The organism is Microbispora sp. H10885 (genome assembly GCF_014161415.1).
Taxonomy (GTDB): Bacteria; Actinomycetota; Actinomycetes; order Streptosporangiales; family Streptosporangiaceae; genus Microbispora; species Microbispora triticiradicis.
Map to the genome: position 1 here is coordinate 85,399 of NZ_JABBWY010000016.1, position 25,189 is coordinate 110,587.

9 protein-coding genes are annotated in these 25,189 nt (G+C 72.9%); 7 read left to right on the forward strand and 2 right to left on the reverse strand.

Annotated elements, in window-relative coordinates:
• Positions 1 to 44: 44 nt before the first annotated feature.
• Together HHX37_RS33110 and HHX37_RS33115 are read right to left on the reverse strand one after the other, a co-directional pair.
• Positions 45 to 10,022 carry a non-ribosomal peptide synthetase gene (locus tag HHX37_RS33110; protein WP_182887918.1) on the reverse strand — a complete coding sequence of 3,326 codons (9,978 nt, stop codon included), beginning with the start codon at positions 10,020 to 10,022 and terminating at the stop codon, positions 45 to 47.
• Positions 10,019 to 11,914, reverse strand: coding sequence for an AMP-binding protein (locus HHX37_RS33115; RefSeq protein ID WP_182887919.1), 1,896 nt, complete (start codon positions 11,912 to 11,914; stop codon positions 10,019 to 10,021). Before HHX37_RS33115 ends, HHX37_RS33110 begins: the two co-directional genes overlap by 4 nt.
• Before the next feature lie 224 nt (positions 11,915 to 12,138).
• Here HHX37_RS33115 and HHX37_RS33120 point away from each other — a divergent pair, with 224 nt between their 5' ends.
• The 7 genes from HHX37_RS33120 to HHX37_RS33150 all read left to right on the forward strand — a co-directional run bounded on the left by HHX37_RS33120 (position 12,139) and on the right by HHX37_RS33150 (position 25,173).
• Positions 12,139 to 12,921 (forward strand): thioesterase II family protein, encoded by a 783-nt coding sequence (locus HHX37_RS33120; protein ID WP_220499853.1) that lies wholly within the window; start codon positions 12,139 to 12,141, stop codon positions 12,919 to 12,921.
• On the forward strand, positions 12,918 to 16,037 hold the full coding sequence (locus HHX37_RS33125; protein ID WP_182887920.1) for a condensation domain-containing protein: 3,120 nt from the start codon (positions 12,918 to 12,920) through the stop codon (positions 16,035 to 16,037). The genes HHX37_RS33120 and HHX37_RS33125 overlap by 4 nt, the downstream gene beginning before the upstream one ends.
• A 43-nt stretch (positions 16,038 to 16,080) precedes the next feature.
• Positions 16,081 to 16,281, forward strand: coding sequence for an MbtH family protein (locus tag HHX37_RS33130; protein WP_182877320.1), 201 nt, complete (start codon positions 16,081 to 16,083; stop codon positions 16,279 to 16,281).
• A gap of 36 nt (positions 16,282 to 16,317) precedes the next feature.
• Positions 16,318 to 20,769 carry a non-ribosomal peptide synthetase gene (locus tag HHX37_RS33135; RefSeq protein WP_182887921.1) on the forward strand — a complete coding sequence of 1,484 codons (4,452 nt, stop codon included), beginning with the start codon at positions 16,318 to 16,320 and terminating at the stop codon, positions 20,767 to 20,769.
• A 26-nt stretch (positions 20,770 to 20,795) separates the two neighbouring features.
• The gene (gntD, locus tag HHX37_RS33140; protein WP_220499854.1) at positions 20,796 to 21,887 is read left to right on the forward strand and encodes a guanitoxin biosynthesis L-enduracididine beta-hydroxylase GntD; all 1,092 of its coding nucleotides are present in this window, start codon (positions 20,796 to 20,798) and stop codon (positions 21,885 to 21,887) included.
• Between the two features lie 320 nt (positions 21,888 to 22,207).
• Positions 22,208 to 24,295, forward strand: coding sequence for an amino acid adenylation domain-containing protein (locus HHX37_RS33145; RefSeq protein WP_182887922.1), 2,088 nt, complete (start codon positions 22,208 to 22,210; stop codon positions 24,293 to 24,295).
• The gene (locus HHX37_RS33150) at positions 24,292 to 25,173 is read left to right on the forward strand and encodes a prephenate dehydrogenase dimerization domain-containing protein (RefSeq protein WP_182887923.1); all 882 of its coding nucleotides are present in this window, start codon (positions 24,292 to 24,294) and stop codon (positions 25,171 to 25,173) included. The genes HHX37_RS33145 and HHX37_RS33150 overlap by 4 nt, the downstream gene beginning before the upstream one ends.
• The last annotated feature ends 16 nt before the right edge of the window (positions 25,174 to 25,189 follow it).

A 25,189-nucleotide genomic window follows, 5' to 3' on the forward strand; every position in this document is an offset into this window, starting at 1 on the left:
TCCGGCCCCACGCTCGCCCGGGTCACCTGGTCCTCATCGCCGTGTCAGTCGCTCGGGACGCCGCTCGCCGCCCCGGCACGGCCGAGTGTCCGGCGCAGCCTGGGGATGGCCGCCGGCCGCACCGGCCCGCTCGCGCGCTCGGGCAGAAACTCCGCCAATCCGGCGATGGTGGGATGCTCGAAGACCACCCGCAGCGGGAGCGACGCTCCGGTGAGCGCGTTGAGGCGGCTGACCAGCCGCGTGGCCAGCAGGGAATGCCCGCCCAGGCTGAAGAAGTCGTCGTGGATGTTCGTGACCGGCCGGCCCAACAGGCCGGTGAACAACTCGGCCACCAGATGCTGCGCCTCGGTGCCGGGAGGCTCGGCCTCGCCGGTGCCGGACACCGATGTCGGCTCGGGCAGCGCCTTTCGGTCGATCTTCCCGTTGGGGGTGCGCGGCAGCGCGTCCATCACCACGATGCGGGCAGGGACCAGATGCTGCGGCAGACAGCCCCGCAGATACCGAAGGAGGATCTGCTCGTCGTCCTCCCCACGCTCCTCCGGCACGACGGGGTCGTCCTGGGAGGGGGTTCTGGTGGCGATGTGGGCGATCAGGTGGTCGCCGTGGACGGTGACGACCGCCTCGGACACGGCCGGGTGCTGGAGCAGGGCGTGTTCCACCTCGCCCGGCTCGATCCGGAACCCCCGCAGCTTCACCTGGTGGTCCACCCGGCCGTGGTAGTCCAGGAAGAACTCCACCCCGCCGTCCGCGGTGGTGCTGGGGCGCCAGCGGGCCAGGTCCCCCGTCCGATACAGCCGGCCACCCCCGCTCTCACCCTCAGGGAGGGGGAGGTAGCGTTCGGCCGTCAGGGCGGGCCGCTGGTGGTAGCCCCGCGTCACGCCCTGGCCCGACAGGTACACCTCGCCGATCGCGCCGAGCGGCACCGGACGCAACTCGCCGTCCAGCAAATGCACGCGTGACCCGGGCAGCGCGCGGCCCAGCGGCGTGCGCTCAGCACCGGGGTCGGTCACCGCGTGCGTGGAGTACGTGGTGTCCTCGGTCGGGCCGTACAGGTTGTTGACCACCCCGACCGCCGGATCCCGGTACAACCCGCGCACCAGCTCCACCGGCAACGGCTCCCCGGCCAGGTTGATCGTCGCCGCCTGTGGCGGGATCGCGCCGGCCGCCAGCAACTCCGCCGCCGCCGACGGCACCGTGTTCACCAGCGTCACATGCCCGAACCCGGCCCGATCCTCGATCAGATCCAGCGCGTTACCCGCCGCCAAGGTGACGGTGGCCCCCACCGACAACGGCGCGAAGATCTCAAACACCGACAAGTCGAAACACACACTCGTCGACGCCAGCGTCTCCGCCAGCACCCCCACCCCGAACGCCTGCCCCGCCCAGGCGAGCATCGCCACCGTCTGCCGATGCTCGATCACCACACCCTTCGGCCGCCCCGTCGACCCCGACGTATAAATCACATACGCCGCATCCCCCGCACCGACGGAGACACCCAACCGGCCCGCACCACCGGCACGACCGGAATCGGGGCCCGTCCGAAGACCCTCCACCGCGCTCTCCCACGGGTCCTCGCCGGCCGAACCCAGCACCGCGCGAACGTCGACGACCTGTACCCCGGCCGCACCGGCCGTGCCCGCTGTGGGGTTGTGGTCGGGTGTGGTCACCAGCACGGCCGCCTCGCTGTCGGCAAGGAGGTAGGCCACCCGCTCCGGCGGATACCCCGGATCGATCGGCACATAAGCCGCACCGGTCTTCAACACCGCCAGCAACGCCACGATCAGATCACTGGTCCGCGGCAGGCACACCCCCACCAACACCCCAGCCCCCGCACCCAACCCCACCAGATGACGAGCCAACCACTCAGCCCGCTCATCCAACTCCCGATACCGCACCACCCCGTCAACCGCACGCACCGCCACCGCATCCGGACACCGATCCACCACCGCCTCGACCAACCCATGCACACACCCACCAGCCGGCACACCAGCCGGACCGGTCAGCGGACCACCGTCACCCAACGCACCGAGGACGGTCTTCTCCCCCGCCGTACGGACATCGAGATCCATCACCCGCGCGCCGCGATCGGCGGCCAGCGCCTCCACCACCACCGCCAACCGCTCCGCCAGCAAACCCGCCGACCGCGCATCGAACAGATCCGTGTTGTAGGTCAGGAACCCACCCAACCCCTCCACCGACTGCTCCAGATGCACCGACAACTCGAACTGGCTGGCTCGGGGACGCACCGGCACCGGGTCGACCGCGAGCCCGGGGAGCTCGTACTGCGGTGGCGTGCCGTTGATCGACAGCATGACCTGGAAGAGAGGACTGCGGCTGAGGTCGCGTTCCCGTACGCACTCGTTGATCAGCCGATCGAAGCCGACGTGCTGGTGCTGCTGGGTGGCGAGCGCGGCGTCGTGCGTGGCGCGCAGCACGTCACGGAGTGTCGTCTCCGGCGCCGGGCGCATGCGCAGGGGCAGCGTCGTGACGAGCATGCCGATGACATCCGTGAACTCGGGCCGGGTACGCCCTGAGGCGGCGAACCCGATCGTGACGTCGTCCTGGCCGCTGAGCTTGGCCAGGAGCACACCCAGCGCCGTCGCCACGACGGAGAACGTACTCGCCCCGGTCGCCCGGGTCACGGCGGCCACGGTCGCGGCCGACAGGGACAGCGGAACGGCGTCCCCACGGTGTGTCTGGTACGGCGGGCGTGGCTTGTCCGTGGGCAGGTCGAGCGTCTGCGCGCCGGCGAGGTGCTCGCGCCAGAAATCCATGTCCTCGTCGGTGACAGGCCGCTCCCACAGCTCGACGTCCGCGAACTGCACAGACGCGGGTGAAGGGGCCTCGTTTCCCGCCGGACCTTCGGCCAGCCTGGCGTAGTGGCCGGTGATCTCACGGAGCAGCAGGTCGAGCGACCAGCCGTCGCAGATGAGGTGGTGGAGGCTCAGGAGCAGCACGTGTTCCTCGTCCGACACCCTCACCAGGACCGTACGCATCAGCGGCCCGGCGGCGAGGTCGAGCGGCCGGGACGCCTCCTCGTCGAGCACCGCGGCCCAGTCGGACGCGGTCACTTCCTCCAGGTCGGCGACCGGTTCCGCGGACACCACCTGTACGAGCTCCTCGTTCTCCTCACGAAGGGTGGTGCGCAGGCTTTCGTGGCGCCGGGCGGTGTGGGCGAGGGCGGTGCGCAACACATCCCGGTCGAGCGGCCCGCGTACGGTCGCCGCGCCGGTGATGTGGTACGCCAGATTCGTGTCCGGGTGCAGATGACACAAGAACCACAACCGCTGCTGATTCGCCGTCGCCGGATGCACATGCTCACCAACCGGATGACGACCCACCGGAATCGCGACCACCTCACCGGCACCCACACCCGGCAACCGCTCAGCCAGACCGGCCACCGTCGGATGATCGAACACCAGCCGAAGCGGCACCACCACACCCAGCGCCTCCGACAACCGATGCACCAACCGCGTGGCCAGCAACGAATGCCCACCCAGACTGAAGAAATCGTCATGGATGTTCGTCACCGGCCGGCCCAGCAGACCGGCGAACAACTCAGCCACCAGACGCTGCGCCTCGGTGCCAGGAGCCTCGGCCTCACTGTTGCTGGACACCGATGTCGGCTCGGGCAGCGCCCTTCGGTCGATCTTCCCGTTCGGCGTACGCGGCAGCGCCTCCATCACCACGATGCGGGCAGGCACCAGATGCTGCGGCAGACACCCCCGCAGATACCGCAGAAGAATCTGCTCGCAATCCGCATCGCACAGGGCAAGGTCACCGTGATCCGCCGCAACGGCAGGACGACCACCGTGCATGTCATGGGTGCCCGCGTGGTCACTGTGCTCGTCGTGGGCTCGCTCGTCGCCCTGCGCATGGTTGCCGTGGTCGCGGGTGGGAGTGTTCTTGCTGGCGATGTGGGCGATCAGGTGGTCGCCGTGGACGGTGACCACGGCCTCGGACACGGCCGGGTGCTGGAGCAGGGCGTGTTCCACCTCGCCCGGCTCGATCCGGAACCCCCGCAGCTTCACCTGGTGGTCCACCCGGCCGTGGTAGTCCAGGAAGAACTCCACCCCGCCGTCCGCGGTGGTGCTGGGGCGCCAGCGGGCCAGGTCCCCCGTCCGGTACAACCGCCCACCCTCACCGTGGGCGTCGTTGTCGGGGAGGGGGAGGTAGCGTTCGGCGGTCAGGGCGGGCCGCTGGTGGTAGCCCCGCGTCACGCCCTGGCCCGACAGGTACACCTCGCCGATCGCGCCGAGTGGCACCGGACGCAGCTCGCTGTCCAGCAGGTGTACGCGTGACCCGGGCAGGGCGCGGCCCAGCGGGGTGCGCTCAGCACCGGGGTCGGTCACCGCGTGGGTGGAGTACGTGGTGTCCTCGGTCGGGCCGTACAGGTTGTTGACCACCCGCACCGCCGGATCCCGGTACAACCCGCGCACGAGCTCCACCGGCAACGGCTCCCCGGCCAGGTTGATCGTCGCCGCCTGTGGCGGGATCGCGCCGGCCGCCAGCAACTCCGCCGCCGCCGACGGCACTGTGTTCACCAGCGTCACATGCCCGAACCCGGCCCGATCCTCGATCAGATCCAGCGCGTTACCCGCCGCCAAGGTGACGGTGGCCCCCACCGACAACGGCGCGAAGATCTCAAACACCGACAAGTCGAAACACACACTCGTCGACGCCAGCGTCTCCGCCAGCACCCCCACCCCGAACGCCTGCCCCGCCCAGGCGAGCATCGCCACCGTCTGCCGATGCTCGATCACCACACCCTTCGGCCGCCCCGTCGACCCCGACGTATAGATCACATACGCCGCATCCCCCGCACCGACGGAGACACCCAACCGGCCAGGACGGCCGGAATCGGAGCTCCCCCCGACCGGGCCGAGCACCGCGCGAACGTCGACGACCTGCACCCCGGCCGAGCCCGCGGTACCGGCCAGGGGGTTGTGGTCGGGTGTGGTCACCAGCACGGCCGCGTCGCTGTCGGCGAGGAGGTAGGCCACCCGCTCCGGCGGATACCCCGGATCGATCGGCACATAGGCCGCACCGGTCTTCAACACCGCCAGCAACGCCACGATCAGATCACTGGTCCGCGGCAGGCACACCCCCACCAACACCCCAGCCCCCGCACCCAACCCCACCAGATGACGAGCCAACCACTCAGCCCGCTCATCCAACTCCCGATACCGCACCACCCCGTCGACCGCCCGCACCGCCACCGCATCCGGACACCGATCCACCACCGCCTCGACCAACCCATGCACACACCCACCAGCCGGCACACCAGCCGGACCGGTCAGCGGACCACCGTCACCCAACGCACCGAGGACGGTCTTCTCCCCCGCCGTACGGACATCGAGATCCACCACCCGCGCGCCGGGATCGGCGGCCAGCGCCTCCACCACCACCGCCAACCGCTCCGCCAGCAAACCCGCCGACCGCGCATCGAACAGATCCGTGTTGTAGGTCAGGAACCCACCCAACCCCTCCACCGACTGCTCCAAATGCACCGACAACTCGAACTGCGTACCGGCGGGCGCCATGTCGACTCGGGTGAAGCGGAGGCCGGGCAGTTCCAGCGTCCGCTGGGGTGCGCTGTCCAGCGCGAGCATGACCTGGAAGAACGGGCTGCGGCTGAAGTCGCGTTCCGGCCGCACGTGCTGGACGATCCGCTCGAACGGGGTGTCGCTGTGAAGCTGGACCTCCAGAAGGTTCGCGTGCGTCGCGCTCAGCGCCTCCGCGAGCGTCATGCCGGGCCGGGTCACGGAGCGCAGGGGAAGGGAGTTCGCCAGGAAGCCGATCATCTCGGCGGTGCCGGGGTGCGTACGGCCGGAGGACGGGATGCCGATGGTGACGTCGTCCTGACCGGCGAGTTTGGCGAGCAGCAGCGTCAACGCCGTGGTGATCACCGTGAAGGTCGTCGTACCGCTCTCCCGTGCGAGGCGCTCGACGGTCCGCGCGGGCAGGGAGAGCGGAACGGCGTCCCCACGGTGCGTCTCGTACGGCGGGCGTGGCTTGTCCGTGGGCAGGTCGAGCGTCTGCGCGCCGGCGAGGTATTCACGCCAGAACCCGAGTTCGGAGTCATCGGCCGGTGTGTCGAGCTTCCACTGGGCGTAGTCGCCGTACTGAAGAGGGGCGCCCTGCGCGCGCGGTTCACCCGTACGGGCCGCCTGATAATGATCGGCGATCTCGCGGAACAGCACGGTGAGGGACCAGCCGTCCGCGATGACATGGTGGAGCGACAGCAGCAGCACGTGTTCGTCGTCCGAGACACGCACCACCCGCGCGCGGAACAGCGGGCCCTGTTCGAGGTCGACCGTCGAGGTCCGCCACTGCTCCAGGGTTTCCGCCAGGTCGGGCACGGCGGTGAGCGGCGGCTCCCAATCCCACTCCTCGTGAACGACCTGTACGAGTTCCCCCTCCGCCATCCGGAGGGTGGTGCGCAGGCTTTCGTGGCGCCGGGCGGTCTGGGCGAGGGCGGTGCGCAGCACGTCCCGGTCGAGCGGCCCGCGCACGGTCGCCGCACCCGTGATGTGGTACGCCAGATTCGTATCCGGGTGCAGATGACACAAGAACCACAACCGCTGCTGATTCGCCGTCGCTGGATGCACATGCTCACCAGCCGGATGACGACCCACCGGGATCGCGACCACCTCACCGGCACCCACACCCGGCAACCGCTCGGCCAGGCCGGCGACCGTCGGGTGATCGAACACCAGCCGAAGCGGCACCACCACACCCAGCGCCTCCGACAACCGATGCACCAACCGCGTGGCCAGCAACGAATGCCCACCCAGACTGAAGAAATCGTCATGGATGTTCGTCACCGGCCGGCCCAGCAGACCGGCGAACAACCCGGCCACCAGACGCTGCGCCTCGGTGCCGGGAGCCTCGGCCTCACTGTTGCTGGACACCGATGTCGGCTCGGGCAGCGCCTTACGGTCGATCTTCCCGTTCGGCGTACGCGGCAGCGCCTCCATCACCACGATGCGGGCAGGCACCAGATGCTGCTGCAGACACCCCCGCAGATACCGCAGCAGAATCTGCTCGCAATCCGCATCGCACAGGGCGAGATCACCGTGATCCGCCGCAACGGCAGGACGACCACCATGCACATCGTGCGCGCCGGCGTCGTCGTGGTGAACATGGCTGAGGGCTCTGGTGGCGATGTGGGCGATCAGGTGGTCGCCGTGGACGGTGACGACCGCCTCGGACACGGCCGGATGCTGGAGCAGGGCATGTTCCACCTCGCCCGGCTCGATCCGGAACCCCCGCAGCTTCACCTGGTGATCCACCCGGCCGTGGTAGTCCAGGAAGAACTCCACCCCGCCGTCCACGCTGGTGCGCGGGCGCCATCGGGCCAGATCCCCCGTCCGATACAACCGCCCACCCTCACCTTGAGCGTCGTCATCGGGGAGGGCATCGCCATCGTCGTCCCCGCGGCTGCCGGGGAGGGGCAGGTAGCGTTCGGCCGTCAGGGCGGGCCGCTGGTGGTACCCCCGCGTCACGCCCTGGCCCGACAGATACACCTCGCCGATCGCGCCCAGCGGTACCGGACGCAGCTCGCTGTCCAGCAGGTGTACGCGGGACCCGGGCAGGGCGCGGCCCAGCGGGGTCCGCTCAGCACCGGGATCGGTCACCGCGTGGGTGGAGTACGTGGTGTCCTCGGTCGGCCCGTACAGGTTGTTGACCACCCCGACCGCCGGATCCCGGTACAACCCGCGCACCAGCTCCACCGGCAACGGCTCCCCGGCCAGGTTGATCGTCGCCGCCCGTGGCGGGATCGCCCCGGCCGCCAGCAACTCCGCCGCCGCCGACGGCACCGTGTTCACCAGCGTCACATGCCCGAACCCGGCCCGATCCTCGATCAGATCCAGCGCGTTACCCGCCGCCAGCGTGACGGTGGCACCCACCGACAACGGCGCGAAGATCTCAAACACCGACAAGTCGAAACACACACTCGTCGACGCCAGCGTCTCCGCCAGCACCCCCACCCCGAACACACTGCCCGCCCAGGTCAGCATCGCCACCGTCTGCCGATGCTCGATCACCACACCCTTCGGCCGCCCCGTCGACCCCGACGTGTAAATCACATACGCCGCATCCGAAGGCTGCACTTCCACGCTCAACCGGCCATGGAACCCGTCCCCGGCCGTGCCGAGCACGGCACCGACGTCGACGACCTGCACCCCGGCCGCACCGGCCGAGCCCGCGGAACCGGCCAGAGGGTTGTGGTCGGGTGTGGTCACCAGCACGGCCGCCTCGCTGTCAGCCAGCAGATAGGCCACCCGCTCCGGCGGATACCCCGGATCGATCGGCACATAGGCCGCACCGGTCTTCAACACCGCCAGCAACGCCACGATCAGATCACTGGTCCGCGGCAGGCACACCCCCACCAACACCCCAGCCCCCGCACCCAACCCCACCAGATGACGAGCCAACCACTCAGCCCGCTCATCCAACTCCCGATACCGCACCACCCCGTCAACCGCCCGCACCGCCACCGCATCCGGACACCGATCCACCACCGCCTCGACCAACCCATGCACACACCCACCAGCCGGCACAGCAGCCGGACCGGTCAGCAAGCCACCGTCACCCAACGCACCGAGGACCGACTTCTCGGCCTCGTCCAGCACGTCGAGTTCCGCGAGGGGCCCGTCCAGGCCTTCGGTGAGCACGCGCAGCGCCACGCCGAAGCGGCCGGCGAGGAGCCGGGCGGTCTCCGCGTCGAACAGGTCGGCGTCGTAGCCGAGGAACCCGGTGACGCGGTCGCCCGTCAGCCACAGGTACACCTCGACGTCGTACTGGATCGCGGCGGGCGCCATCGTCAGCGGCCGTACGGGCCGTCCGTCCAGGTGGAACTCGGGCAGGCCGTCCTGGAGGACGCACATCACCCGGAACAGCCGGTCTCCGCCGGTCCCCGCCGCCGCGGCGACCGTCTCCAGGGGGACGTGCGCGTGCGCGTACGCGCCGAGGCAGGTGTCGCGTACGGCGGTCAGGAGATCGCGGCCGGTCGCGGCGGCGGCGCTGTCGGTGCGCAGCGCGAGCATGTTGACCAGCGGGGCGATGGCTCCCGGTGCGCGGTGCCGCTCGACGGTCGCGATCGGCGCCCCGATCGTCACGTCGGGCTCCCCGGTCGTCCTCGCCAGCGTCAGGTGCAGGGCGGCGAGCAGCATCATGAACGGGGTGACCCGCTCGCGCTCGGCGACCTCCAGGGCGTGCCGTACGGCGGCCGCGTCCAGCGACACCGGGACCGCGGCCGAGCGGAAGCGCGGCCTGACGGGTCGCGGCAGGTCGGCCGGGAGGTCGAGCGGAGGAGCGTCGCACAGCCGCTCACGCCAGTAGGCGAGGTCCGCCTCGGTGACCGGCGTGCCCCCGGTGGGCGGGGAGGCCGCGCCGGGCAGGGCTCCACCGGAGTAGAGGGTGGTCAGTTCGGCGAGGAAGACGCCCAGCGACCAGCCGTCGCAGATGAGATGGTGGGCCACGACCTGCAGGAGCGTCTCATCGGGGCCGAGCGACCAGACGGCGACCCGCCACAGCGGGCCGGTGGCCGGGTCCATGGGCCGGGTGGCGAAGTCCTCGGCGCGGGCCAGCGCCGCCTCGCGCCGATCGCCTTCCGGCAGGTGTGCGAGGTCGGCGTACTCGGGCTCCGGCACGGCGTACGGCCCGGTGACGGATTCGACGGCCGGATCGGCGGCAGGCCCGACGGCGGGCTCGACAGGGGCGACGACGCACCTCGGCGGCTCCTCGCGCGGGAACCGGGCACGCAGCAGCGGGTGGCGCTCGGCCATCCGGGCGAGCGCCGACCGCAGGCGGCCGCGGTCCACCGGCCCGGCCACGGACGCCACGAACGACAGGATGTTCACCGCGGTGCCCGGGTGAAGCTGCTCGAAGAGCAGCAGCCCCGTCTGCGCGGGGCTGACGGCCGGATCCCCGGCGTCGGCGGCAGCGGCGGACGGGGCCGCGGACACCCGGTCCCGCCAGCGCCTGACCAGGTCCCGGCCCGCGTGTTCGCTCACCGCGACTCACCGGCCTCGGCGGTCAGCGCAGCGATGCGGGCCGCGACCTGGGCGCCGGAGACGCCCCGCTCGCTCCAGTCGGCCATGAGCCGGGCCGTGACCGCGCGGGGCGACTGGGCCGCCAGCACGACCTCGATCGGCACGGGCAGCGCGAGCGCGTCCTCCAGGATCGCCGCGATCTCGGCGACGCGGACGGAGTCACCGCCGATGCTGCTCAGGTTCTGCGTCGGCGCGCACTCGCTCACCTCGCACACCGCCGCGAACACGCCGGCGAGGAACCGCTCCACGGGCACCGCGCGGTCGCCGATCACCTCTCCCCTGAGCTCACCGGCCGCATAGCGGGTGCGTGCCAGCGAGCGCTGGACCTTGCCGCTGGTCGTACGGGGGATGGCGCCGGGCGGGCAGACCACGACGATGTCCACCCGGGCGCCGGTGGCGGCCAGCACCCTGGTCTTGAGGTCAGCGGCGATCTCGGCCCGGTCGACGTCCGCGCCGGCCCTGGCGAGCTCGACGGCCAGCACGATCTCCTCGCCCCCGGCGCGCTCCACCATGAACGCCGCCGCCGTCGGCCGCAACGCAGGATGCCCGTCGACCGCCGCTGACTCCAGGTCGTGGGCGTGGAAGTTCACGCCGCTCTGGATGAGCACGTCCTTGGACCGGCCGGTGACGAACAGGTGCCCGTCGCGCAGGTAGCCCAGGTCGCCGGTGCGCAGGTAGCGCTCGCCGTCGAGTTCGCCGAACGAACGGTCGTCGGAGTCGTTCCAGTAGCCGCGGCAGACGCTCGGCCCCCGGACCCAGATCTCGCCGTTCTCCCCGTCCGCCGCCGGGGTGCCGTCGTCCACGACCACCACGGAGTGCCCGTCGACGGCCGGGCCGCAGTCCACCCGTCCGTCCTCGGCGACGCCGTCCTCGGGCGAGAAGTGCCGCCCGGTGACGATCAGGGTGGCCTCCGCCAGGCCGTAGCAGGGCAGGAACGCCTCCGGCCGGAACCCGTTGCCGGCGAAGCGCTCGGCGAAGGCCCGGAGCGTGCCCGGGCGGATCGGCTCCGCGCCGTTGAACGCCAGCCGCCACTGGCTGAGGTCCAGCCCGGACAGGTCCGCGCCCCGGGCGCGGCGCACGCACAGGTCGTAGGCGAAATTCGGCCCGCCGGTGTGCGTGACACCCATTTCCGAGATCTGCCGCAACCAGTCGAGCGGTTGCCGGAGGAAATGCACGGGCGACATCAGCCGGACCGGAAATCCGCCGTACCCGGGCGTCAGAATGCAACCGATCAGACCCATGTCGTGGTACGGCGGAAGCCATGAGATAACCCGGATGTCCCGATCGACGCGAAATACGTCGCTGATCGCCCGGATATTCGCGATGAGATTGGAGTGGTCGAGGACGACGCCCTTCGGCTGCCCGGTGCTGCCGGAGGTGTACTGCACCAGCGCCACGTCGTGCCGCCGCGGCAGGACCTTCGGCTCCACCGGCTCGCCGGCCTCGGAGATCACCGGCGGCAGCGGCACGTCGCCCACGGGGATGAGCGCCAGGATCGCCGGGTCGGCCAGCAGCGACGTCGCGCCGGAGTCGGCGAGGATCCGGGCGAAGCGCTGCGCGATCCGGTCGGCGGCGCCCATCAGCGGCGGGTACGTCGGCACCGCGGGCACCCCGGCCAGGAAGCAGGCCCAGACGGCGGCCACGAGGTCCAGGCCGGGCGGGTACAGCAGCAGCGCCGGCCCCTCCTTGGGCAGCTGCCCCGCCAGGCCGCAGGCCCGCCGCCACAGCTCGCCGTACGTGATCGAGTCGATGCGGCCGTTCTCGTGCAGGTACTCGTACGCCACCTGGCCGGGCTGCGCCGCGACGTGGTCGGCCAGGACGTGGGCGAGCGTGCGATCGGCCGGAGTTGGCATCGCTGGGGCTCCTTCGCGTGGTGACTACGGCGGGCGAAGCCCGGCGCGGCATTACCGACGAGGCGGCGATCAGAATGTAAGAAGGCCCGCTCTCGCCCGGTTCTCAGGCGTCTACCGGCGTTCTCTCAGTTTCCGAACGAATTCTTGACGGACCCCACGGCAAAGCTGTGCGATGAATTCGCGAATTACCCGCGGCGGGTTCCGATATTCCCACGGAGGTGTGCATGGCCCGCATGAGATCATGCTGGTTGGCCTCGTTCGCCGATGTGCCGGATCCGGCGTGCGAGCTCGTGTGCTTTCCGTACGCCGGCGGCAGCGGGTCGGTGTTCCGGGGGTGGCAGCGCCACACCCGGAGCCTGCGCGTCACCGCCGCGTGCCTGCCGGGCCGGGAGGTGCGCCTCAGCGAACCGGCGATCCCGGACATCGACCGGCTGACCGACGCCCTGCTCACCGCGGTCACCCCGCTGACCGATCGGCGCTACGCGTTCTTCGGCCACAGCATGGGCGCGCTGGTGGCCTTCGAGCTGACCCGGCGGATCCGCGACGCCGGCCTGCCGCTGCCCGCCGGGCTGTTCGTCGCGGGCCTGGAGGCGCCCCACCTGGTGCGGTTCGACCCAGCGCACGACCTGCCGCGCGACGAGCTCGTGGCGTGGCTCTACCAGGGCCAGGGCCTCGACGCCGAGGTGCTGGCCTACCCGGAGCTGATCGACCTGATGCTGCCGACGATCCGTGCCGACCTGGCGGTGGTCGAGAACTACCGCTTCCAGCCTCTCGCGCCGCTGCCGGTGCCGGTCCACGTCCTGCACGGCCGCGACGACGAAGTGGACATCGCCGCGAGCGGTGCGTGGGCGGAGCTGACATCCGAGGAGTGCCGCGTGACGACGTTCGACGGTGGCCACTTCTTCGTCCGGGAGCACGAGGGCCGGATCGTCCGCCTCATCGAGGCGGCCCTGACCACGACGACGCCTGCCAGGGAAACCGGTGACATCGGGGGAATCGAACGATGACCAGCTCGTCCTACGTCGGCGCGGTCGGCAGCGGCCCCGAACGCGACTACGGCAACATGATCATCCTGCCCGCCGCGCCGTCCCAGCGGCAGCTGTGGTTCCTGTGCCAGTGGGACCCCGCCGCCAACGCCGCGTACAACGTCACCAGCGCGGTGCGGCTCACCGGGCGGCTCGACCCGGTGCTGCTCCAGCGCGCGCTGAACCAGGTGGTCGCCCGGCACGAGAGCCTCCGCGCCGGGGTCGGGGTGGTCGACGGCGACCCCCGGCAGGTCGTCGCGGTCGAGACGCTGGTGGCGCTGCCCACGGTCGACTGCTCGCACCTGTCTCCCGAGGCCGCCGAGGAGTACGTGCAGCGCGCGGCCGAGGAGCAGGCGAGCCTGCCGTTCGTCCTGGACGAGCCGCCGCTGCTGCGGGTGCTCCTGGTGCGGGAGGCCGCCGACCGGCACACCCTGATCGTGGTCATCCACCACATCTGCTGCGACGGCTGGTCGATCGAGGTCTTCTACCGCGACCTGGCCGAGAGCTACCGCCGCCTGCTCGGCGGCGAGGGCCCGGCTCCCGAGCTGCCCATCCAGTACGCCGACTACGTCGCCTGGCGGGAGGAGTCCCTCGCCGGCGAGCCGCTGCGCGACCTGGTTGCGCACTGGTGCGGAACGCTGTCGGGCGTCCAGCCGCTTCCCCTGCCCGTCGACCACTCCCGCCAGGCGCAGCGGCGCATGGCCGCGGGCCGGCTGGAGGAGACGCTGCCCGCCGACGAGGCGGCGGCGCTCGACGCCCTCGGCAGAGGCTGGGAGGCGACCCCGTTCATGCTCCTGCTCGCCGCGTTCAAGGTGACCCTCGCCCGCGTCACCGGGCAGCCGGACGTCGCGGTCGGCACCCCGGTGGCCGGGCGGCACCACCCCGACGCCGAGGACGTCATCGGCTTCTTCGCCAACCCGCTCGTGCTGCGCACCCGCCTGCCGGAGGGCGCCGGGTTCGCCGACGCCGTGCGGGCCGTACGGAACACCTGCCTGGAGGCCTTCTCCCACCAGGAGATGCCGTTCGACCGGCTGGTGGAGGAGCTGCGCCTGCCGCGGGTGGTGGACCGCAACCCGCTGTTCGACGTGATGTTCTCCATGCAGAACACGCCCGGCGTCCTCGCGCGGCTGCCCGAGCTGACCATGGTCCCGGTCGACCTCGCCGTGACGTCGGCCAAGTTCGACCTGTGGCTGACGGTCCTGCCGGACGGCGACGGACTGCGGCTGCGGCTCGACTACGACCGCGACCTGTACGACCCGGGCACGGCGCGGCTGCTGCTGGACGTCTACCGCGCCGTGCTGGCCGAGATCCGCCGCGACCCCGGCGTGCGCTGGGGCGCGCTGCCGCGCGCGGACGCCGGGGAGCGCGCGCTCGCCGACCGCCGGTCGCGCGAGGAGGCCCCCGCGCCGCCTGACGGCACCATCCTCGACGTGCTCGCCGGCCGCTCCTCCAGCCAGAGTCACGCGGTCCGCGCCGCCGGCGCCGAGATGAGCCACGCCGACCTGCGTACGGCCGCCGCCGGACTGGCGGCACGGCTCCGGGCCGAGGGCGTCGGGCCGGGCGTCGTCGTCGCGACGCCGCCGCTGCCGTCGGCGGCGCTCCTCGTCGCGGCGCTGGCCGTCTTCGAGACGGGCGCGGTCCTCACGTACGGCTCGCGCCACCCGCGCGCCGGGGCGTTCGTCACGTTCACGGCGGACGACTGGCTGGTGACCACCGGCCCTCGCTTCGACCCGGTGCCCTCCGGCTCGGCACGGGCCGGATCGCCCGCCTGGCAGGTGGACGACGGCGATCGCGACGGCCACACGGTCGTGTTCTCCCACCGCGCGCTGGCCGCCGCGGCGACGGCGGTGGCCGCGAGGCTGGGGCTCGGCCCGGACGACGAGGTCGTCCTCGGGCACGACGGAGGGCCGGTGGACCTGGCCGCCCTGCTCGCGCCGCTGAGCGCCGGAGCCCGCCTGGTCCTCACGGACACACCCACCGGCGGGACCGTGGTGGTCGCCGCGCCGCAGGTCTGGCGCCGGCTGCTGACCGAGGGGTACGCGCCGTCGCCGGACGCCCGGCTGGTCTGCGTCGGCCCCTTCGTCGCCGACGACCTGGCCGAGGCGCTCGGACGCACCGGGAACACCGTCTTCCTGGGCAGGCGGACGCCGCTGTCGGCGGCCCCGGTGAGCCTGTCCCGCCTGGGAGAGGGGTCCGGCCCGCCGCTCGCCGGGACCATCCGGCGGCTGCTCGACGAGACGGGCGAGCCGGTGCCCCCGGGCGTCGTCGGCGAGCTGTGGCTGTCGGGTCCCGCCGTCGTGGGCCCGGACACGGCGGGTTCGGGCGCGGTGGCGACCGGCGAGCGCTATCGGTGCACCCCCTCCGGTGAGCTGCGCTTCGCGGGCTACGCCGACGGCCGCCTGACCCTGGGCGACCACGTCGTGCGGCCGGACCGGATCGAACGGCGGCTGACCGAGGTCGAGGGGGTGCGCGAGGCCGCCGTCGTGCCCGGGGAGACCGGAGCCGGGCCGCGGCTCGTCGGCTGGCTGGTGCCCGCCGACCCGCAGGCGGCCGCCTCGCCCCGGTCGCGCGAGGCCCTGGTGGCCACGGTGCGGGAGGCCCTGGCGAACGCGCGCGACCGGGTCCGTACGGGATCGGAGGAGCCCGGGACGCCCGCCGCTTTCGGCGTGCTGCGCGAGCTGCCCCGGCTGCCGGACGGCGGGGTCGACCGGGCGGCGCTCACCGCGATGTGCGGGGAGGCGCTGCGGGAGGGCATCGACGAGACCCCGCCGCGCAACCGCCTGGAGCGCGCGATCATCTCCATCTTCCGGGACGTGCTGCCGGTGCCGGAGTTCGGCGTCCACGCCGACTTCTTCGCCCTGGGCGGGCACTCCGTGCTCGCCGCCAAGGTCATCGGCCGCGTACGGGACCAGCTCGGCGTGCTCGTCCCGGTGCGCGACTTCTTCCGCAGGGCGACCGTGGCCGGTCTCGCGGAGGCCGTCGCGGCGGTGGAGGAGGAGCGTGCCCGCGCGGCCGCCGACGCCTCGTCCGCCGCGTACGGCGGGCTCGCCGAACTGTCCGACGCCGAGATCGACCAGTTGCTCCGCCGGCTCGGATGACCCGGGCCGCCACCGAACGACCACTCAACCCAAGGAGTCCCTCATGGGCATCGATGACCCCGAGACCGTCTTCCAGGTCGTCCTCAACGACGAGGAGCAGTACTCCATCTGGTTCGCCGACCGGCCCGTACCGCCCGGCTGGTCCGGCGTCGGCGTCACGGGCCGCAAGCAGGAGTGCCTGGACCACATCGAGAAGGTCTGGGTCGACATGCGCCCCCGGTCGCTGCGCGAGCACGCCGCCTGACCCCCCGATTCACATCCACCGACAGGAGTGCGACACATGAGCCAGCGGCCGGAATTGGAGTCGATGACCCCGGAGGAGAAGCGTGCGCTGCTCGCCAAGCTCCTGGACGGATCGGTCGAGACGACACCCAGCACCCTTCTCCTCGAGCAGCGCCGCCTGTGGCTGCTGCACCAACTGGACTCCGCCAAACCCTGGCAGGTCAGCGCCGCGGTGCGGCTGTCCGGCCCGATCGACCCGGCGGCGATGCAGCAGGCGCTCGTCGCCGTCGTGCAGCGGCACGAGGTGCTGCGGGCCACGTTCCGCGAGGTCAACGGCCAGGCCATCGCCACCACCGCGGCGGCGGTGACGCTGCGGCTGCCCGTCCAGGACATCGACCCCGGCGACCTCGACGGTGAGCTCGCCCGGGTGGCGGCGGCCGAGACCGGGACCCGTTTCGACCTCGGCAGGGGGCCGCTGGTCCGCGCGTCGCTGCTGCGCGCCGCCCCGGACGACCACGTCTTCCTGCTCACCGCGCACCAGATGGTCGCCGACCGGCGCTCGGTCAGGCTGATCGTCGACGAGGTGCTGTCGCGCTACGCGGCCCTGTCCGGCGGCGCCGAGGCCGCGCCCGCCGGCACGCCCGCCGACTTCCGTTCCCTCGTGGACGCCCAGCGCGCCTGGAGCGAGAGCGACGACGCGGGCGAGGCCGTCGACTACTGGCGCGGCGGGCTGGCCGCCCTCAGCCCGCTGGAGCTGCCGACCGACCGCCCGCGCCCGCCGCTGAAGACCATCCACGGCGACGCGGTCACGGTCCCGGTGCCCGCCTCCCTGGCCGCCGCGCTGACCGCCTGGCGCGAGGACCCGGGGCCGACGCTGCTGGCCGCGTACGCCGCCGTGCTCTCGCGCTACTCGCAGCAGCACGACCTGGCGATCGGCGTCCCGGCGGCGGGATCGTGGACCGCCACCGGAAGCGCCGCGCAGGACAGCACGGTCGGCCCGCTGGAGAACATCGTGCCGCTGCGGGTCGAGCTGCGGGCCGGCGACGGCCTCGGCGCGCTGACCGGGCGCGTCACCGCCGCCCGCGCGCAGGCTCTGGCGCACGCGCGGCTCCCGTTCGACCGGATCGTGGACGCGGCGCAGCCCCAGCGCGACCTGAGCCGCACGCCGCTGTTCCAGACCACCTTCGCCTTCGAGGAGGACACCGACGACCGCGTCCTGCCCGGCGCGGTGGCGCGGCCCCTCGACCTGCCGGTGACCTGGACCCCGCACGACATCGACCTGTTCGCGGTGCGGCGGAGCGACGGCCTGCACCTGCGCGCGCAGTACAACACCGACCTGTTCGACCGGGGCACGGTCGAGCGGTTCCTCGGCCACGTCCTGGTGGTGCTGACCGAGGGGCTGGCCCGCCCCGACCACCCGCTGGCCGACATCCCGCTGCTCACCCCGGAGGAGCACGAGCGGATCGTGGCCGGGTGGAACGACACGCGGACCGAGCGCGACCGGTCGCTCACCCTGCACGCGCTCGTCGAGCGGGCGGCCCAGGCGCACCCGGAGCGTACGGCGGTCTCCGGCGGCGGCGTCGAGATCAGCTACGCCTCCCTCGACGGCCGCGCGGACGCGCTGGCCGCCGAACTCGTCGCCCGGGGCGCCGGACCCGAGTCGCGGGTGGGCGTCGTCGTCGACCGGTCGCCGCACAGCGTGGTGGCCCTGCTCGGCGTGCTCAAGGCCGGGGCGGCGTACGTGCCGCTCGACCCGTCCTACCCGGCCGACCGGCTGACGTTCATCGCCGACGACGCCGGGATCGGCCTGCTCGTCGGCCGCGCGGAGGCCCTGGCCGCCCTGCCCGTGACGCTGGCCGGGCGGACCCGGGTCAGCGTCTCCATCACCGACCCCGAGCACACGGGGGACCGGGCGGTCGTCCCGGCGGGTCCCGCGAACCTGGCCTACATCATCTACACCTCCGGATCGACCGGCCGGCCCAAGGGCGTCGCGGTCGAGCACCGGCAGATCGTGCACGCCACCGAGGCGCGTACGGCCTGCGAGGGGCCGGGCCTGCCCGAGCGCTACCTGGTGCTGGCGCCGCTCACCTTCGACGCGGCCGGCGGCGGCCTGTACTGGACGCTCAGCCGCGGCGGCACGGTCGTGCTGCCGACCGAGACGGAGGTGCTCGACCCCCGCCTGCTGGGCCGGCTCATCCGGAACCGCCAGGTCACCCACGTCGACGGCGTGCCGTCGCAGTACGCCCTGCTGCTGGAGACCGACCCGGAGCCGCGCCCGTCGGTCCGCGCGACCGTCGTCGCGGGCGAGGCGCTGCCGCCGAGCCTGGTCGCCGAGCACTACCGCCACTCGCCGGACGCCGTGCTGTTCAACGAGTACGGCCCGACGGAGGCCACGGTGTGGGCCTCGGTGCACCCGGTGTCGCCGGCGGACGCCGACGCGCCCCGCGTGCCGATCGGCCGCCCGATCCCGGGCGCGCGGATCCACCTGCTGGACCGGCGGCTCAACCCGGTGCCCCCGGGCGTGCCGGGCGAGCTGTACATCGGCGGCGAGGGCACGGCCCGCGGCTACGTGAACCGCTCCGCGATGACCGCGGACCGCTTCCTGCCCGACCCGTTCACCCCGGGGGCCCGGCTCTACCGGACCGGCGACCTGGCCCGCTACCGGCCCGACGGCACCATCGAGTTCCTCGGCCGGGCCGACACCCAGGTCAAGATCCGCGGGTTCCGGGTCGAGCCGGCCGAGGTCGAGAACGTGGTGCTGCGCCACCCCCTCGTCTCCGAGGCCGTGGTCACCGTACGCGAGGACCAGCCCGGCATGCCGCGCCTGGTCGCGTACGTGGTCCCGGTGTCCGGCCGCATCCTGACCCAGGAGACGCTGGTCAACCACGTGCTCGGGCAGGTGCCCGACTACATGGTGCCGAGCGCCTTCGTCACGCTGGAGCGCATGCCGCTGACCCGGCACGGCAAGATCGACCTCGCCGCGCTGCCCACGCCGCAGGAGGTGGCCGCCGGCGACTTCGTCGAGCCGCGCACCACGCTGGAGGCGGAGATCGCCGAGACCTTCGCCTCGGTGCTCGGCCTGCCGCGGCTCAGCGTCACGGCCGACTTCTTCTCCCTCGGCGGCAACTCGCTGCTGGTGGCCCGGCTCGCCGCGCAGCTGTCCCGGCAGCACACGATCGAACTGCCGATCGACGACATCTTCCGGGTGCCGACCGTCGAGGGCATCGCCCGGGTCGTCGAGCTTCAGCAGCGCGAGCGCAGCGCGCAGGACAACGCCGCCCTCTACCTGCAGCAGCTCGCCGACCTGCAGGCCGACGTCACGCTCGACCCCGCCGTACGGCCCGACGGCCTGCCGCACGCCCGGTGGTTCGAGCCGGAGCACGTGCTGGTCACCGGCGCCACCGGCTACCTCGGCGCCTTCGTCGCGGTCGAGCTGATCGAGCGCACCGACGCGATCGTGCACTGCCTGGTGCGCGGCCAGAGCCGGGACGAGGCGTGGGACCGCCTGGAGGAGGTCCTGCGCAAGTACCGGGCGTGGGACGAGTCGTACCGGTCCAGGCTGCGGGTGGTCACCGGCGACCTCGCGAAGCCGGCCCTCGGCCTGTCGAAGGAGGCGTACGACGAGCTGGCCGGGTCGCTGGACGCGATCTACCACAGCGGCGCGATCGTCAACTTCACCTACCCCTACGAGGCGATGAAGGCCGCGAACGTCCTCGGCACCGAGGAACTGCTGCGGCTGGCGACGACCACCCGGCTCAAGGCGTTCCACCTGATCTCCAGCGTGGACGTCTTCATGGGCACAGGCGCGGAGCGCCCCTTCACCGAGCAGGACCTCACCGACCGGCCCACCAAGATCCCCACCGGCTACCCCCGTACGAAGTGGGTGTCCGAGCGGATCGTGACCCTCGCCCGCGACCGCGGCGTCCCGGTCACCGTGCAGCGCCCGTGGATGATCACCGGTCACACCCAGACCGGCGCCTCCCACGAGACCGACTACCTGTACGTCTACCTCAAGGGCTTCCTGGACCTCGGCGTGCTGCCGCTCTACAACGACGTGATCAACGCGGTGCCCGTCGACTACACGGCCAAGGCGATCGTCTACACCTCCCTGCGGGAGGAGAACCTCGGCCGGAACTTCAACATCACCAACCGGGAACCGACCACGATGCAGCAGTGCTACGAGTGGCTGCGGTCGTTCGGCTACGCCCTCAACGTCGTCGAGGAGGAGGAGGCCAGGCGGCAGGCCCTCGCGGTCGACGAGGACCACATCCTCTACCCGCTGACCCCGATCCTGCGCGTGGCGTCCATGCGGCACGCCGCCCTCGACCCCGACCTGCAGCAGCGGGTCGACCCTATGGACGAGTGCCGGGTGCTGACCGCGGCCCTGGACGGGTCCGGCATCGAGTGCCCGCCGGTCAACGAGGAGTGGGCCCACTCCTGCTTCCGCTTCCTCGTGGAGAACGGCTACCTCCCGGCCCCCGAAGAGGTTGCCGCGCGGGCCGCGGCGTAGCGGGCGTGAGGCGAGAAAGGACCACCATGGAGGACGTCTCAACGATGCCGCGGCCGGACGGCGAGGCCGCAACGGGAAGCACCGGGACGGGAAGCATCCGTTACATCGACCTCGACCCGGCCGACGCGGCCCAGATCGACACCTACACCCGCACCCTCGCCGCCCGCCACGGTTCGAGCACCGCCCCGGCGCTGCTCGACGGCGCCGCGACGTACGCCCATCGCCTGCCGGAGCGCCTGGTCGGCGAACTGCTCTCCCTCCGCCTGTTCGAGAGCAGCCCGGCGCTGGTCGTCCGGGGACTGCCGGTCTCCGACGACGAGATCGGCCCCACCCCGCTCGACTGGCGGGAGCAGGCGAGGCCCTCGACCGTGCCCGCGCGCACGGCCCACGAGGTCTACCTGGTGCTGGTCGCGAGCCTGCTCGGCGACGTCTTCGGCTGGTCGTCCCTGCAGAACGGCAAGCTCGTGCACGACGTGGTGCCGATGCCGACCGAGGAGCGCGAGCAGAGCGGGCACGGCACCGTGCAGCTGGAGTGGCACACGGAGGACGGCTTCCACCCCCTCCGTTGCGACTACCTGCTCCTGCTCGGGTTGCGCAACCACGACGCGGTGCCGACCACCGTGGCCGGCGTCGACGAGGTGCGGATCGACCCCGCACACCGCGCGGTGCTCGCCCAGCCGCGCTTCCTCATCCGCCCCGACAACGAGCACCTCAACCGGCTGCGGGCGCGGGCCGAGGAGGCGGCGGGGATGGGCATGGCGATGCACAGCATCCAGCGGATGCAGGACGAGCCCGAGCCGAGCGCGGTCCTGTTCGGCCACCCCGACGCGCCGTACCTGCGCATCGACCCGGTGTTCATGTCCGCGCTGCCGGGCGACGGGGAGGCCGAGGAGGCGCTGGCCGCCCTGGTCGGGTCGCTGGAGGCCAACCTGTGCGGGGTCGCGCTCGGCCCCGGCGACCTGCTCATCGTCGACAACTACCGGGCCGTGCACGGCAGGAGCGCGTTCCGCGCCAGGTTCGACGGCACCGACCGGTGGCTGAAGAAGGTGCTGGTCACCCGGGACCTGCGCAAGTCCCGGGCACACCGGTCCGCGCCGCACGAACGCGTGCTGCTGTGAACCGGCTGCCCGGCCGTACGGCCTTCCCGGGAGATCCGCACCCCGACGGCGGGGTCCGCCACGGCGGCGAGCTGCCGGCGTGGCTCCGCTGCGGCAGCGTGCCGTCCGGCACGACCGACACGGTGTTCCGGCCGTGGCCCGCCCCCGGCGGCGCGACCCCGGAACACCCGCAGCCGGAAGCCGCGGCACCGGAAACCGCACGGCCGGGCAGCGCGGGCACAGCAGGCGCGACGCCGGAGAGCACCCTGCCGGACGGCTTGGTGTCTGAAGGCGTGGTGTCTGAAGGCACGGTGTCTGAAGGCAGGGTGTTTGAAGGCAGGGTGTCTGAAGGCGCGGCGCCGGAGGCCGTCCTGGCGGCGGCCGCGGCGATCCTGCTCGCCCGCCACACGGGCGAGCCCGAGGTGCGCCTGGCCGTCGTCACCCCCCGCCCGGTCGCGCTGACCGTGCTCGTGGACGAGCGCGAACGGGCCGCCGACCTGGTCGGCCGGGTGGCGGAGGACCTCCGCGCCGCGCCGCCCCTCCCGGCCGGCGTGGTCGCCCGCGTCGCCGTCGCGGGAGGAGGCCGGGAGGCGGCGGAGCCCGGCGCCGTCGCGTCCGTGCCGCACGAACTGGTCGTGCGGTGGTCGGACGGCGGGCTGTGCCTCGACCACGACACCGGCCTGTTCGACCCCGAGGTGGTCGCCGCCCTGGCCGACCGGCTGCTCGCGGTCCTCGGGGAGATCGCCGAGGACCGCCCGGTACGCGACGTCGCCGCGCTCACCACCGCCGAGCGCGCGGCGATCGCCACCTGGTCCGGCGGCGAGCCGCAGCCGGTGGAGGACGTCTGCCTGCACACGCTGATCGAGCGCCGGGCCGCGGCCGAGCCCGCGCGTACGGCGCTCGTCTGCGGCGACGTCACGCTGACCTACGGCGAGTTGAACGCCCGGGCCAACCGGCTCGGGCGGCGCCTGCGCGCGGCCGGCGCCGGCCCCGGCGACCTCGTCGCGGTCTTCGCCGGCCGCGCCGCCGAGTCGGTCGTCGCGATGCTCGCCGTGCTCAAGTCCGGCGCGGCCTACGTGCCGATCGAGCCGTCCCAGCCCGCCGACCGCATCCGCCGCATCCTCGCCGACTCCGGCGTGCGGCTCGCGGTGGGCCGGCCGACCGGCGATGGCGCAGCCGCCTCCCCCGGCGAGTCCCTTGAGGATTCCCCGGGCGAGTCCCCCGGCGGCTCCCCTGCCGAAGCCCCCCTCGGCTTCCCGGCCGGGTTCCCGGGCGTACGCCTGCTGGACCCGGACGGGCCGGGCGCGGGCACCGGCCCCGATCGGGGAGACGACCTGGATGTGCCGGTGCGGACGGCCGACCTGGCCTACGTCATCTACACGTCCGGGTCCACCGGCGTGCCGAAGGGCGTGGCGGTCAGCCACCGGGCGATCGTGGTGTCCACGCACGCCCGCGGCGTGGGCGGCCCGCCGCCCGAGTGCGACCTGGTCACCATGCCGCTGTGCTTCGACGGCGCCGCGGGCGGCCTCTACTGGACGCTCACCGGCGGCGGGACGGCGGTGCTGCCGACCGAGACCGAGGCGCGTGACCCGCTGGCCCTGCGCGCCCTGCTGCGGCGGGTGCCGATCACCCACATCCACTCCGTCCCGTCGCACTACGGGCTCGTCCTGGAGGCGGCCGGGGAGGAGTGCCTGAGCCGGCTGCGGCTGGTCTCGGTGGGCGGCGAGCCGATGCCGCCCCGGCTGGTCGCGCGCCATCTGCTCACCTGCCCGGACGCCGTGCTGCTCAACGACTATGGGCCGACCGAGTGCGCGGTGTGGGCCACCGCCCACCACTGCGGCATCGCCGACGCCGCGGACGGGCGGATCCCGATCGGCGGGCCGCTGCCCAACTACCGGGTCGAGGTCCTGGACGCCGGGCTCCGGCCGGCGCCCCCGGGGGTGATCGGCGAGATCTGCGTCTCGGGCCCGGCCCTGGCGCGGGGGTACCACCGGCGTCCCGGCCTCACCGCGGCGCGGTTCCTGCCCGACCCCAGGGGCGGCGGGCGGATCTACCGCACCGGCGACCGCGGGTTCTGGTCACCCGGCGGTGAGCTGCACATCGCCGGCCGCACCGACAGCCAGGTGAAGATCAGGGGCTTCCGGGTGGAACTCGGGGAGATCGAGGCGGCCGTGGCGGGGCATCCGTCCGTCACCGGCTGCTTCGTCACCCTGCGGACGCCACCCGGCGGGGCGGAGCAGGTGATCGCCTTCGTCGCCGCGAGCGGCGCCCCGCCCACCGAGGACGAACTCCGCGCGGTCGCGGCGGCCACGCTCCCCGCGTACATGCGGCCCGACCGGTACGTCGTCCTCGCCGAACTGCCGCGCAACCGGAACGGGAAGATCGACGTGGCCGCGCTGCGCGCCGGTGAGCCGGTGGAGTCCCGATGACGACGGTCGTGGTCGGCGGCGCGGGCGAGGTGGGCGGGCTGCTCGCCCGCCTGCGGCTCCCGGACGGCCCGGTGGTGTGCGCGGACGTGCGGGCGGCGGAGATCCCCGGCACGGCGGTCATCGTCGCGGACGCGTGCCGCCCGTCGGCGGACCTGCTCGGCGTGCTGCGGCGGGCCGACACGGTGGTCTTCGCGCTGCCCGAGCACGTCGCCGTCCCGGCCGTCGCCGCCTGCGCGCCGGCCGTACGGCCGGGGGCGCTGCTGGTCGAGACCCTGTCGGTCAAGGAGGCCGTCACGCCCGCTCTCGCCCGTGCGGCGGCCTCCCGGGGTGCGGAGGCGTGCGGGCTCAACCCGATGTTCGCGCCCGCGCTGGGCTGGCAGGACAACGCCGTGGCCGCCGTACGCGTGGCGGACGGCCCGCGCACCGCCGCGCTGCTCGGCTCGATCACCGCCGCCGGAGCCCGCGTCGTCGAGCTGACCGCCGGGGAGCACGACCGCGTCACGGCGGTCCTCCAGGCGGCCACGCACGCCGCCGTGCTGGCCTTCGGGCAGGCGGTCGTCGCGGGCGGCGCGGACGCCGAGGCGCTGCTCGCCCTGGCCCCGCCCCCGCACCTGACCATGCTCGCCGTCCTGGCCCGGATCACCGGCGGCAACCCCGAGGTCTACTGGGACATCCAGGTGGCCAACCCGCACGCCGCCGCGGCGAGGGCGGCGCTGCGCGAGGCCGTCGCCACGATCGACACGCTCGCCTCCACGGGCGACCGCGACGGATTCGACACGCTGCTGCACGGTGTCGAGAAACATCTCGGCGACCGGGCGCCGCTACTCCGGGGATTTTGCGCCCGGCTTTTCACCATGCGGCTTTCCGCCCGTTCCTGAGATTTTGGGAGGCGTT